Source organism: Enterobacter sp. 200527-13, from assembly GCF_027924865.1.
In the GTDB taxonomy this organism is placed as follows: Bacteria; Pseudomonadota; Gammaproteobacteria; order Enterobacterales; family Enterobacteriaceae; genus Enterobacter; species Enterobacter ludwigii.
On record NZ_BSCM01000002.1, the window covers coordinates 530,659 to 543,635 of the forward strand.

The 12,977-nt window shown below is 53.2% G+C and carries 10 protein-coding genes; 1 reads left to right on the plus strand and 9 read right to left on the minus strand.

Annotation, left to right across the window (positions count from 1 at the left end; all coding sequences use genetic code 11):
* The 9 genes from nuoI to lrhA all read right to left on the minus strand — a co-directional run bounded on the left by nuoI (nt 1) and on the right by lrhA (nt 10,739).
* Nucleotides 1-543, minus strand: a complete 543-nt coding sequence (gene nuoI, locus QMG44_RS11695; RefSeq protein ID WP_003861491.1) for an NADH-quinone oxidoreductase subunit NuoI — start codon at nt 541-543, stop codon at nt 1-3.
* A gap of 13 nt (nt 544-556) precedes the next feature.
* Nucleotides 557-1,534, minus strand: coding sequence for an NADH-quinone oxidoreductase subunit NuoH (nuoH, locus tag QMG44_RS11700; protein WP_014170994.1), 978 nt, complete (start codon nt 1,532-1,534; stop codon nt 557-559).
* A complete protein-coding gene (gene nuoG, locus QMG44_RS11705; protein ID WP_040018032.1) occupies nt 1,531-4,257 on the minus strand; it encodes an NADH-quinone oxidoreductase subunit NuoG in 2,727 nt (908 codons plus the stop codon). Before nuoG ends, nuoH begins: the two co-directional genes overlap by 4 nt.
* Nucleotides 4,258-4,310: 53 nt before the next feature.
* Entirely contained in the window at nt 4,311-5,648 is a 1,338-nt protein-coding gene (gene nuoF / locus QMG44_RS11710; RefSeq protein ID WP_014170996.1) for an NADH-quinone oxidoreductase subunit NuoF, read from the minus strand.
* A complete protein-coding gene (gene nuoE / locus QMG44_RS11715) occupies nt 5,645-6,145 on the minus strand; it encodes an NADH-quinone oxidoreductase subunit NuoE (protein WP_014170998.1) in 501 nt (166 codons plus the stop codon). The genes nuoF and nuoE overlap by 4 nt, the downstream gene beginning before the upstream one ends.
* Nucleotides 6,146-6,147: 2 nt before the next feature.
* On the minus strand, nt 6,148-7,950 hold the full coding sequence (gene nuoC / locus QMG44_RS11720) for an NADH-quinone oxidoreductase subunit C/D (RefSeq protein ID WP_014170999.1): 1,803 nt from the start codon (nt 7,948-7,950) through the stop codon (nt 6,148-6,150).
* Nucleotides 7,951-8,039: 89 nt separating this feature from the next.
* Nucleotides 8,040-8,714: an NADH-quinone oxidoreductase subunit NuoB gene (nuoB, locus tag QMG44_RS11725; RefSeq protein WP_003861482.1), complete on the minus strand. Its 675-nt coding sequence runs from the start codon at nt 8,712-8,714 to the stop codon at nt 8,040-8,042.
* 15 nt (nt 8,715-8,729) lie between these two features.
* Nucleotides 8,730-9,170 carry an NADH-quinone oxidoreductase subunit NuoA gene (gene nuoA, locus QMG44_RS11730; RefSeq protein ID WP_014171000.1) on the minus strand — a complete coding sequence of 147 codons (441 nt, stop codon included), beginning with the start codon at nt 9,168-9,170 and terminating at the stop codon, nt 8,730-8,732.
* 630 nt (nt 9,171-9,800) lie between these two features.
* The gene (gene lrhA / locus QMG44_RS11735) at nt 9,801-10,739 is read right to left on the minus strand and encodes a transcriptional regulator LrhA (protein ID WP_014171001.1); all 939 of its coding nucleotides are present in this window, start codon (nt 10,737-10,739) and stop codon (nt 9,801-9,803) included.
* A 941-nt stretch (nt 10,740-11,680) separates the two neighbouring features.
* Between lrhA and alaA the strand changes: the two genes are divergently transcribed.
* A complete protein-coding gene (gene alaA / locus QMG44_RS11740) occupies nt 11,681-12,895 on the plus strand; it encodes an alanine transaminase AlaA (protein WP_014171002.1) in 1,215 nt (404 codons plus the stop codon).
* Nucleotides 12,896-12,977 lie beyond the last annotated feature (82 nt).

Consider the following 12,977-nt stretch of genomic DNA (forward strand, 5'->3'; position numbering starts at 1 on the left):
TTACGGTAACAGGCTCTTGACGTCGATAGGCTTAGCTTCGTTCTCTGCTTCGCCCTTATCTTTGCCGTCGATTGCCATACCCGCCATCCGGTAGAAGTTATATTCCGGGTATTTGCCCGGACCGGAAATCAGCAGATCCTCTTTCTCGTACACCAGGTCCTGACGCTTATACTCACCCAGTTCGAAGTCCGGGGTCAGCTGAATCGCCGTGGTTGGGCACGCTTCTTCACACAGACCGCAGAAAATGCAGCGTGAGAAGTTGATGCGGAAGAACTCAGGATACCAGCGGCCATCTACCGTCTCTGCTTTCTGCAGAGAGATACAGCCCACCGGACACGCTACCGCACACAGGTTACAGGCAACGCAGCGCTCTGAACCGTCCGGATCGCGCGTCAGCACGATACGGCCACGGTAGCGCGGCGGCAGATATACCGGCTCTTCCGGGTACATCCGGGTTTCGCGTTTGGCAAACGCGTGCAGGCCGATCATCCAGATACTGCGTACCTGAGTGCCGAAACCTACCAATAATTCTTTTAAGGTCATGGTCTATAGCCCCTTATGGCTGCTGCCAGAGAATGACAGCCGCCGTTACCAGCAAGTTGATGAGCGTCAGCGGCAGGCACACTTTCCAGCCGAAGGACATTACCTGGTCATAACGCGGACGCGGTAACGCTGCGCGAATCAAAATGAACATCATCATGAAGAACGCGGTTTTCAGCGCGAACCAGATGAACGGCGGTAAGAACGGGCCATGCCAGCCACCAAAGAACAGCGTTACCATCAACGCGGAAATGGTGACAATACCGATGTACTCGCCCACGAAGAACAGACCGAATTTCATACCGGAATATTCGATGTGGTAACCGTCGGCCAGTTCCTGTTCGGCTTCTGGCTGGTCAAACGGGTGACGGTGACACACCGCCACGCCCGCGATAGCAAAGGTAATAAAACCAAAGAACTGCGGGATAACGTTCCAGATGTCAGCCTGGTTGTTGACGATGTCGGTCATGTTGAATGAACCGGCTTGCGCCACCACACCCATCAGGGAAAGCCCCAGGAATACTTCGTAGCTCAGCGTCTGCGCAGAAGCACGCATCGCACCCAGCAGGGAGTATTTGTTGTTACTGGACCAGCCCGCGAACAGCACCGCATACACGGCGAGGCCTGCCATCATCAGGAAGAACAGAATGCCGATGTTCAGGTCAGCCACCACCCAGGTCGGGCTGACAGGAACAATCGCGAACGCCAGCAGCAGCGAGGTAAAGGCGATCATCGGTGCCAGAGTAAAGATCACGCGGTCAGAGAAGCGCGGGATCCAGTCCTCTTTAAAGAACATCTTGATCATGTCCGCTACCAGCTGGAGTGAACCACCCCAGCCCACGCGGTTCGGCCCGTAACGGTTCTGGAACAGACCGAGCAGACGACGCTCACCAAAGCTCATGAACGCGCCACAGGTGACGACCACCAGCAGGATAACTATCGCTTTCAGAATGCTCAGCAGGATGTCGATAAGATCCGGCGTTAACCAACTCATGCTTTTGCCTCCTGCAGATTATCAAGACGCGCACCCGCCAGTACCGGCGCGATGCCAGGCATACCCATCGGCAGACCCACCTGCCCTGCTGTCAGACTTTCAGAGATAATCAGCGGCAAGCTGATTGTCTGGCCATCGTAACTAAAGGCGATGTTCGCACCCGCGTTAACGCCAAGCTTCGCGGCATCTGCCGGGTTAAGCTTGATGTACGGCTGCGGCATGCGGCTCTGGAATACCGGAGAACGCTGGGACAATTCGTCACTACCGAACAGATGGTAGTACGGCGCAATACGCCAGTTCCCTTCCTGCGCCTGGAAGCTCGCCGGCACGGTGGTGAAGAAGTCCAGACCGGTGTCGGAAGCTTCAATCAGACGCACGCCCGGGTCACCGTGGCGCAGAGAGCCGCCCACTTCAGCCTGGAATTTGTTCCATGCCTGCGGGGAGTTCCAGCCTGGTGCCCATGCGAACGGAACCTGAGAGCGCGGTGCAGACGGCTGGTTGTTCCCTTCCATTGAGAAGGCAAACATCGTGTCTTTATCCTGCGGCTGACGAGGTTCGTGAACGCTGATGTTGGCACGCATCGCGGTACGACCGCTGTAACGGTGCGGTTCACGCGCCAGTTTCTGGCCACGAATACGGAAGCTTGCGTCAGGAGCCGCATCTTTGATGCCAGCCAGCTGAGGCAGTTTTTCCACGACCGCGTCGATAACATGGTCGAGCTGCGTCCAGTCCACTTCACGGCTCTGAACAGTGCTGTGCAGAGAGTGCAGCCAGCGCCAGCTTTCCAGCATTATGGTGTTGCTGTCGTAGTACGCCGGGTCATACACCTGGAAGAAACGCTGTGCGCGGCCTTCGTTGTTGATAACCGTACCGTCGCTTTCCGCGAAGCTTGCCGCAGAGAGCACCAGGTGCGCTTTGTCCATAATCGCGGTGCGCTGATGGTCAATTACCATCACCAGCGGCGCTTTGGAGAGCGCTGCGTCAACGCGTGCGGCAGAAGCATGGCGATGCAGGTCGTTTTCCAGCACAACAACGGCGTCAGCGGCACCGGATTCCAGTTCGCTTAACGCAGCTTCCAGAGAGCCACCGCCAATCATTCCCAGACCGATGCTGTTCACCGCACGGGCAATCATGGTCACGCCAACGTCTGCACCACGGCCTTTCAGCGCTTTAGCCACGTTCGCGGCAGCCTGGATGATCTCCGCGCTACCGGCGTTAGTGCCGGAAACAATCAGGGGTTTCTTCGCACCCGCCAGGGCCTGAACAATCACATCAACCTTGTTCTGCAGGTCGCGATCGAGACCTTCAACGGCCGGAGAATTGCTGTCCAGCGCATGAGCAATCGCAAAGCCAAGACGGGCCTGGTCTTCAACCGGCGCGCAGTAGGTCCACGCCGCGATATCGTCCAGACGCGTGTTGTCGACGTTGGTCACAAACAGAGGATGCTTCGCACGCTGACCGATGTTGAGGATTGCCGCAATCTGCCAGTCAGCCACTTTCTGAGCCGCCGCCATTTCACGTGCTTTACCTTTGACCGCCTGACGAACCGCCAGGGCAGCGCGAGCGCCGGTCTGCGTCAAATCTTCACCCAGCACCAGAACCGCATCATAAGATTCAATTTCACGCAGCGCTGGGGTATGAATACCGCCTTCACGCAGCACTTTCAGTACCAGCTGCAGACGTTCCTGCTCGCCCTGAGCGATACCGGTGTAGAAGTTTTCCGCCCCAACCAGCTCACGCAGCGCAAAGTTACTTTCGATGCTGGCGCGCGGGGAGCCGATACCGATCACTTTCTTCGACTGGCGCAGAATATCTGCCGCGCCCTGCATCGCCTGTTCAGCGTTCAGGGTGATGAAGTCATCACCACGGCGTTGAACGGGCTGACGTGGGCGGTCTTTCAGGTTCACGTAGCCGTAGCCGAAACGACCGCGGTCGCACAGGAAGTAATGGTTAACGGTACCGTTATAACGGTTTTCAATACGACGCAGTTCGCCATAGCGCTCACCCGGGCTGGTGTTACAGCCCAGCGAACACTGCTGGCAGATGCTTGGTGCAAACTGCATGTCCCACTTACGGTTGTAACGCTCGGAGTGGGTTTTATCGGTGAAGACGCCGGTTGGACAAATCTCGACCAGGTTACCGGAGAATTCGCTTTCCAGCGTACCGTCTTCCGGACGACCAAAGTAGACGTTGTCATGCGCGCCATACACGCCCAGATCTTGTCCGTCTGCGTAATCTTTGTAGTAACGCACGCAGCGGTAGCAGGCGATGCAGCGGTTCATTTCGTGAGAGATGAACGGCCCCAGATCCTGGTTGCGGTGGGTACGTTTGGTAAAGCGATAGCGACGGAAGCTGTGACCGGTCATTACGGTCATATCCTGAAGGTGGCAGTTACCGCCCTCTTCACAGACCGGGCAATCGTGCGGGTGGTTGGTCATCAACCATTCCACAACGCTTTCACGGAACTGTTTGGCTTCTTCGTCATCAATCGAAATAAAAGTGCCTTCGGTGGCTGGCGTCATACAGGACATCACCAGGCGACCACGCGTGTCTTCCGCGTTTTGATATTGCTTCACCGCACACTGGCGGCAAGCACCGACGCTGCCCAGCGCCGGATGCCAGCAAAAATACGGAATATCAAGGCCGAGCGACAGACAAGCTTCCAGCAGGTTGTCCGCCCCGTTGACCTCATACTCTTTGCCGTCTACATGAATCGTAGCCATTAGCATGCTTCCAGTTGGCTCAGTCGTAACTGAGCGTTAATCAAAATTCTGTTTTACCAGCGCGCTTTCAGCAGGTTCGGCTGAATCCCATTGATGGCATGGGTATTGCTGAACGGCTGCTTGATGCCTGCTTCGAATTCGTCGCGGAAATATTTAATCGCGCTCTGCAGTGGCTCAACGGCGCCTGGTGCGTGGGCACAGAAGGTTTTCCCTGGACCCAGGAATCGACACAGTTGCTCAAGTGTCTCGATATCGCCAGGCTGGCCTTCGCCACGTTCGATAGCACGCAGGATCTTCACGCTCCACGGCAGACCATCACGGCACGGTGTACACCAGCCGCAGGACTCGCGGGCAAAGAACTCTTCGAGGTTACGCACCAGCGATACCATGCCGATCTCGTGGTCGACGGCCATCGCCAGCGCCGTACCCAGACGGCTGCCTGCTTTACCAATGCTTTCGAATTCCATCGGCAGATCAAGATGGGCCTCGGTCAGGAAGTCGGTCCCTGCACCGCCTGGCTGCCAGGCTTTGAATTTCAGGCCATCACGCATGCCGCCAGCGTAGTCTTCAAGAATTTCACGTGCGGTGGTGCCAAACGGCAGTTCCCAGACGCCAGGGTTCTTCACACGACCGGAGAAGCCCATCAGCTTGGTACCGGCATCTTTACTGTTCGAGATGCCCTGATACCACTCCACGCCATTGGCGAGGATTGCCGGGACGTTACACAGGGTTTCGACGTTGTTTACACAGGTCGGTTTACCCCAGACGCCAGAGCTTGCCGGGAACGGTGGCTTGGAACGTGGGTTCGCACGGCGGCCTTCCAGGGAGTTAATCAGTGCGGTCTCTTCACCACAGATATAACGCCCTGCCCCGGTGTGCACGAACAGCTCGAAGTCAAAACCGGTGCCAAGGATGTTTTTACCCAGCAGGCCCGCTTCAGTGGCTTCGGCAATCGCGCGACGCAGGTTTTCAGCCGCTTCGATGTATTCACCGCGCAGGAAGATGTAACCCCGGTACGCTTTCAGCGCGAACGCGGAGATCAGCATGCCTTCCACCAGCAGGTGCGGCAGCTGTTCCATCAGCAGGCGGTCTTTATAGGTGCCCGGTTCCATTTCATCAGCGTTACACAGCAGGTAACGGATGTTCATGGATTCGTCTTTTGGCATCAGGCTCCACTTCAGACCGGTGGAAAAGCCTGCGCCGCCGCGCCCTTTCAGGCCAGCGTCTTTGACCGCACTGACGATGTCGTCCGGCGCCATGCCGCCCAGGGCTTTACGCGCACCGGCATAGCCGTTTTTGCTCTGGTATTCGTCGAGCCATACCGGCTGTTTGTCATCACGCAGACGCCAGGTCAGTGGATGAGTTTCAGCAGTACGAATTACAGTTTTCATTTGTACTGCTCCAGCAGGTCAGGAATGGCTTCCGGCGTCAGATAACTGTGAGTATCCTCATCAATCATCATGGTCGGCCCCTTGTCGCAGTTCCCCAGGCAGCAGGTTGGCAGCAGCGTAAAGCGGCCATCGAACGTGGTCTGGCCTGGCTTAATATTGAGTTTTTTCTCAATCGCTGCCTGAATGCCCTGATAACCGGTAATGTGACAAACCACGCTGTCACAGTAGCGGATCACATGGCGACCCACCGGCTGACGGAAGATCTGGCTGTAGAACGTGGCTACGCCTTCTACGTCACTTGCCGGAATGCCCAGCACTTTTGCGATCTCATAGATCGCCCCATCCGGCACCCAACCACGCTGTTTCTGTACGATTTTCAGCGCTTCAATGGACGCCGCACGCGGGTCTTCGTAGTGGTGCATCTCGTGCTCAATGGCGGCACGTTCTGCTTCACTCAGCTCAAAAGCCTCGGTTTGTGGTTGTTGATTCTCGTGCATAATTAGCGGTCCACATCTGACATAACAAAATCGATACTACCCAGATACACAATCAGGTCGGAGACCAGACTGCCGCGGATGGCGGACGGGATCTGCTGCAGGTGCGCAAAGCTTGGTGTACGCACGCGGGTACGGTAGCTCATGGTGCTGCCGTCACTGGTCAGGTAGTAACTGTTAATACCCTTGGTCGCTTCAATCATCTGGAAGGATTCTTGCGCCGGCATGACCGGACCCCAGGAAACCTGCAGGAAGTGGGTGATCAGGGTTTCGATATGTTGCAGCGTGCGCTCTTTCGGCGGCGGCGTCGTCAGCGGGTGATCCGCCTTGAACGGGCCTTCCGGCATGTTGTTGAGGCACTGCTCAAGGATGCGCAGACTCTGGCGCAACTCTTCAACTTTCAGCATCACGCGGGTGTAGCAGTCGGAAACACCGCCGCCAACCGGGACTTCGAAGTCGAAGTTCTCATAGCCAGAGTAAGGACGGGCTTTACGCACGTCGAAATCAATACCGGTTGCGCGCAGACCCGCACCTGTCGTACCCCACTCCAGCGCTTCTTTCGCACCGTAGGCTGCAACGCCCTGGGAACGGCCTTTCAGGATGGTGTTACGCAGTGCGGCTTTCTCGTAAGAAGCCAGACGTTTTGGCATCCAGTCGAGGAATTCACGCAGCAGGCGCTCCCAGCCACGCGGCAGATCGTGTGCCACACCGCCGATACGGAACCAGGCCGGGTGCATACGGAAACCGGTGATGGCTTCTACCAGATCGTAAATTTTCTGACGATCGGTAAAGGCAAAGAAGACCGGGGTCATCGCGCCAACGTCCTGAATGAACGTGGAGATATACAGCAGGTGGCTGTTAATACGGAACAGTTCGGAGAGCATCACGCGGATGACGTTAACGCGATCCGGTACGGTGATACCCGCCAGTTTCTCAACGGCCAGCACGTAAGGCATTTCGTTTACGCAACCGCCGAGGTACTCGATACGGTCGGTATACGGAATGTAGCTGTGCCAGGACTGACGCTCGCCCATCTTCTCAGCACCACGGTGGTGGTAACCGATGTCCGGTACGCAGTCGACAATCTCTTCGCCATCAAGCTGAAGAATAATACGGAAAGCACCGTGCGCAGAGGGGTGGTTTGGACCGAGGTTGAGGAACATGAAGTCCTCGTTTTCCGTCCCGCGTTTCATGCCCCAGTCTTCCGGCTTGAAGGTCAGCGCTTCCATCTCCAGATCCTGCTTGGCTTTCGTCAGCTCAAACGGGTCGAATTCAGTCGCACGTGCCGGATAGTCTTTACGCAGCGGGTGGCCGGTCCACGTCTGCGGCATCATGATGCGCGTCAGATGCGGGTGGCCGTCGAAGGTCATCCCGAACATTTCCCAGGTTTCACGCTCATACCAGTTAGCGTTCGGGAAAAGTTTAGTGATCGTCGGCAGATGCATGTCGTTTTCAGACAATGCCACCTTGAGCATGATATCCGTATTACGGTCTATTGAGATCAGGTGGTAGAAAACGGAAAAATCCGCAGCAGGGAGACCCTGGCGGTGCGTACGCAGACGTTCATCCATGCCGTGTAAGTCAAACAGCATGACGTAAGGTTTTGGCAATTTCTTGAGGAAATCGACCACTTCCAGTAATTGCTCACGCTTCACCCAAACAACGGGTACCCCGGTGCGGGTCGCCTGAACAGTAAAGGCATCCGGCCCAAAACGGTTGCGCAGTTCGCCAATGACAGGGTCATCCAGATGATCCCGTGTTTGCCAGGCGGCTTCTTGCGCGGTTAAGTCGGTCATATTGTTCACCATTGCAAATGGTCCGTGGTGACTGTAGGGCGTGGCTTCGCGCTATTTGAGTAGTGATATGCGAAGGTTTACTCCATGCCCACAGGCGCAAATTAAATTTCGTCAGGCGTACGCAGATTGGTTACTGCAATACGTTCGCCGCGTTTACGCTCGCGCTCAGACTGCATGTTGGCGCGGTAAACACCCTGATCGCCAACCACCCAGGAGAGCGGACGACGTTCTTTACCGATAGACTCCTGCAGCAGCATCAGCGCCTGCATGTAAGCTTCCGGACGCGGCGGACAACCCGGGATGTAAACATCCACTGGAATAAACTTATCTACGCCCTGTACGACGGAATAAATGTCGTACATACCGCCAGAGTTTGCACATGCGCCCATGGAAATAACCCATTTTGGCTCCAGCATCTGGTCATACAGACGCTGAATAACAGGTGCCATCTTGGTAAAGCATGTACCTGCCACCACCATCAGGTCAGCCTGACGTGGGGAAGCACGCAGTACCTCTGCCCCAAAACGCGCAACGTCATGCACCGCAGTGAATGACGTCACCATTTCAACGTAGCAGCAAGAAAGGCCAAAGTTGTAAGGCCAGATGGAGTTCTTACGACCCCAGTTGACCATATCGTGCATGGCATGCTCGAGTTTGCCCATGTACACGCTTTTATTGACTTCTTGCTCCAGGGGGTCGGTTACGATCTCCTGTTTTTGCAGGGGGTAACGGTCATTCTCACCGTTAGGATCTATGCGGGTGAGCGTATAATCCATCTTATTGCCTCGCTGTTACTGCTGACGATTAGAGATACTGTTTTCCGGGTTGATGTGTTCACGACGTGAACGCGCAGGCGTCCAGTCAAGCGCGCCAATACGCACCAGATAAACCAGACCGGCCAGTAACACTAAAATGAAAATTGCGGCCTCGACAAAGCCCACCCAACCACTTTCGCGGATGGAAGTTGACCATGCGAAAAGGTAAAGCGCTTCCACGTCAAAGATGACGAAGAACATGGCTACCAGATAGAACTTGGCAGACAGGCGTAAGCGAGCGGAACCTACTGAATCAATACCTGATTCGAAAGGTGTGTTCTTGTGCCTTGCACGGGCGCGACCGCCCAGGAACCAGCCGCCGACTAACATCAGGCAGCACAGGCCAATGGCTACAATAAGAAAGATTGCGAATGCCCAGTGATGAGCGATGACTTCTGTGGATGTTGACATACTCATTGCTTACTCATCAAAAGTGATACCTACGACACTGCTCTTGCTGGCAGATGGGCATCACATCGATTCATGGGGAGGAACGAAAAACCTTACACTAACTGTCAGAAATGAGACGTAGACAGCAAAATGATGGGGTTTTTTACTCCTTTCTATAACCTTTTGTCAACTTTAACAAAGGTTTCTTCACATTAAATTACATCGAGCGATTCTCATTAACATTTGGTGCCCTTTAACCCTGGTGGGTACCTGAGTTTACGTCAAATGCATGTTGTTGAATCGTGTCCGTTTTGGAAGTAAAAAAAATAACCCTCCTATTTTGACAGGATTTGCCAACGATTCCTCCCCCCAAAGAGGAGTATTTTCTTGATCTGAGACACGCTTTTGTTAATTCACCCAAAAAACCAGCAACATATTTCCTGTTTTATTAACATCGAGGCGAGCTGGAGGGAGACTGAACGGGAAACGCACAACATTTGAACAAAAGCATTTATCTCACTGATAAATAGACACTATCCTAAAAATCCACGCGGTGATCGCGGGTATTACTGCCAAAAAAAAGCCACTGCAGGCGAAAATCGCGTGAGTGGCTTTTTTTTACATTTACAAATTGTTACCAGAATTTTGAGCTGTCGATCACTCAAAGTCCCCTTCAACGATCAGGGAATCATCCCCCCCTTCGGAGGTAACATGTTCGAACTGCCATGGATTATGGTAGTTTTCCATCGCCTCGAACACGACTTTCGCCAGTTCGTTATTGCTGGACGTATTGTGGCAGAGCAGATACTCCGTATCAGGCAAAGCAGGAAGACCATCTGATTTACCCAGTACGCGCAGATCCGGGCTCATCATTTCTACCGGACGGGCCGTTACCCCAAGCCCCGCTTTCACGGCAGCACGTACCGCTGGCAATGTGGAAGCCACATAAGCCAGACGCCATGGAATATTGGCCTCATTGAGCGCCGACAACACCATATCGCGGAACGGGCTCGGATCATCCAGTAATACCAATGGAATTGGCTCACCTTTTTGCAGCACATATTCAGCAGCGCAATACCAATGCGTCGGAGACGTGCGCAACGTCAGGCAATTAAATTGCCCTGGACGGTGCGTGGTCACCACCAGATCGACCTTATTCTCATTTAGCATCTCAATCATAAAAGCATTTCGTTTTACGCTAACGTCCAGCGCAAGCTTCGGATAAACCGAACTAATTCGATTGAGAAGAAATGGCAATATTGTGTCTGCTGACTCATCAGACGCACCTAACGTTAGCACCCCTTGCAGGTTGCTATACATTAATGACATACATGCTTCGTCATTAAAGCGAAGTATTTTCCTGGCATAACCCAGAAGCTGAATACCGTGTTCCGTTAAGAGCTTATTACGCCCGTGACGGGCAAAGAGCTCTTTACCAACCAGTTGTTCCAGCCGTTGCATTTGCTGGCTAACGGCGGACTGGGTTCGGCAAACGGCGGCAGCAGCAGCTGCAAAAGTGTTGAGATCGGCGACCGCAACAAACGTTCTCAGCAGATCGAGGTCGAGATTCATTATCGGACGATTTGCATTTATCATATCTTTTCACTTTCAGGTTGCTCGTGCGGAGCTGCCCGGGTTGAAGCTGTGTGTGTAACAGTTAAGCAATTCCCTCTGAAGGTTTTCCCTCGTATCCCGGCCCGGCAGACTGCCTGACAGATAGTTATTGTGCTGTTTTAATATCAACAGTCAGAAAGCACGTTTCATGACGTTATTTTTATTCTCTTAAACGTTCAGGATATTTAGATGTTTGCAGGTTTATGTAAATTCCATTAAGGGTGATACACCCTTTCTGCCATCTTTCTCGCAGTGCTGTCAACGTAGCAGGAGATGTTTAACCCATTCCGGCCAGAGATAACTCTAACAATAACAATCAATTAATTCAGAAAACCTGTTCCACAAATACAAAACATATGTATCTGCGCCCAGCTTTCCTGAAAGACATCTTAACCCAAATCCACTTTATTTATAAGTCTTATTGCAATATTGCGGATTTATGAGGGTTGTTAAGCTTCTCAACTAATTTTATTAAAATTAACTAAAGTTGCATTTTGTTGGTTAATAATAAATAAATTTTAATTTAGATTAAGGCCATTCATTAATAACACTTAACATTAATTTCACATGAGTAACTTTTAGCCAATGCACACTATTACAACGCCACGTAACGAAGCATTCAGGTTTTACGAAAGGTCACTCAGCGTAACTGCCACGCAGGTTGCGGATATTATTTATTTTTATCAGCACAATATACAACTTTTATATTCTTTAACAGCACAATAAACCTATTATCACACCATTAACCTTACTTTACGTCAGTTAAATTGTTCGTTGATAGCGAAAAAGATTCACACCATTTTCATTCACTACACAAAATCTTCTCCTGCCCGCCCTTCAAAACGAAGCGAGGGGGGAGTACATTATTCCGTGCTGACTTCCACGGCAGGGAGTGGCAACAATCGCGAAAAGGTTAAAGGTTCATGTCCCCTATCGAAAAATCCAGCAAGCTAGATAACGTCTGTTACGACATCCGTGGCCCGGTTCTGAAAGAGGCTAAACGCCTTGAAGAAGAAGGCAATAAGGTTCTAAAACTCAACATTGGTAACCCTGCGCCATTTGGTTTTGAAGCGCCGGATGAAATTCTGGTTGATGTGATCCGCAACCTGCCTACTGCGCAAGGCTATTGCGATTCAAAAGGACTTTACTCCGCACGAAAAGCCATCATGCAGCACTACCAGGCGCGCGATATGCGTGATGTTACCGTTGAAGATATCTATATCGGCAACGGTGTCTCTGAGCTGATCGTGCAGGCCATGCAGGCGCTGCTGAACAGCGGTGACGAAATGCTGGTTCCCGCGCCGGATTATCCGCTGTGGACGGCGGCCGTATCCCTGTCCAGCGGTAAAGCCGTGCACTATCTTTGCGACGAGTCCTCTGACTGGTTCCCGGATCTCGATGATATTCGTGCGAAAATTACCCCACGCACGCGCGGCATCGTCATTATTAACCCGAACAACCCAACGGGCGCGGTCTACTCAAAAGAGCTGCTGATGGAGATCGTGGAGATCGCCCGCCAGCACAACCTGATCATCTTTGCCGACGAAATTTACGACAAGATCCTGTATGACGCGGCGCAGCACCACTCTATCGCCGCACTGGCTCCGGACCTGCTGACCGTGACTTTTAACGGCCTGTCTAAAACCTACCGTGTGGCCGGTTTCCGTCAGGGCTGGATGGTCTTAAACGGCCCGAAAAAACATGCGAAAGGCTATATTGAAGGGCTGGAAATGCTCGCCTCTATGCGTTTATGTGCCAACGTGCCGGCGCAGCATGCTATCCAGACCGCACTCGGCGGCTATCAGAGCATCAGCGAGTTTATCGTGCCGGGCGGGCGTTTATATGAGCAGCGTAACCGCGCGTGGGAGCTTATCAACGATATTCCAGGCGTCTCCTGCGTGAAGCCGAACGGCGCGCTCTACATGTTCCCGAAAATCGACGCGAAACGCTTTAATATTCATGACGACCAGAAGATGGTGCTCGATTTCCTGCTGCAGGAAAAAGTGCTGCTGGTTCAGGGTACCGCCTTTAACTGGCCGTGGCCGGATCACGTGCGTATCGTTACCCTGCCGCGTGAAGATGACCTCGAGATGGCCATCAGCCGCTTTGGACGTTTCCTCTCAGGTTACCACCAGTAATCTTAAAATCAGGCTACTTCGGTAGCCTGATTTGCATCTTGCCTCCCCTCCCCGCACAATGAAGTCTGTCGCAGTGAAGACA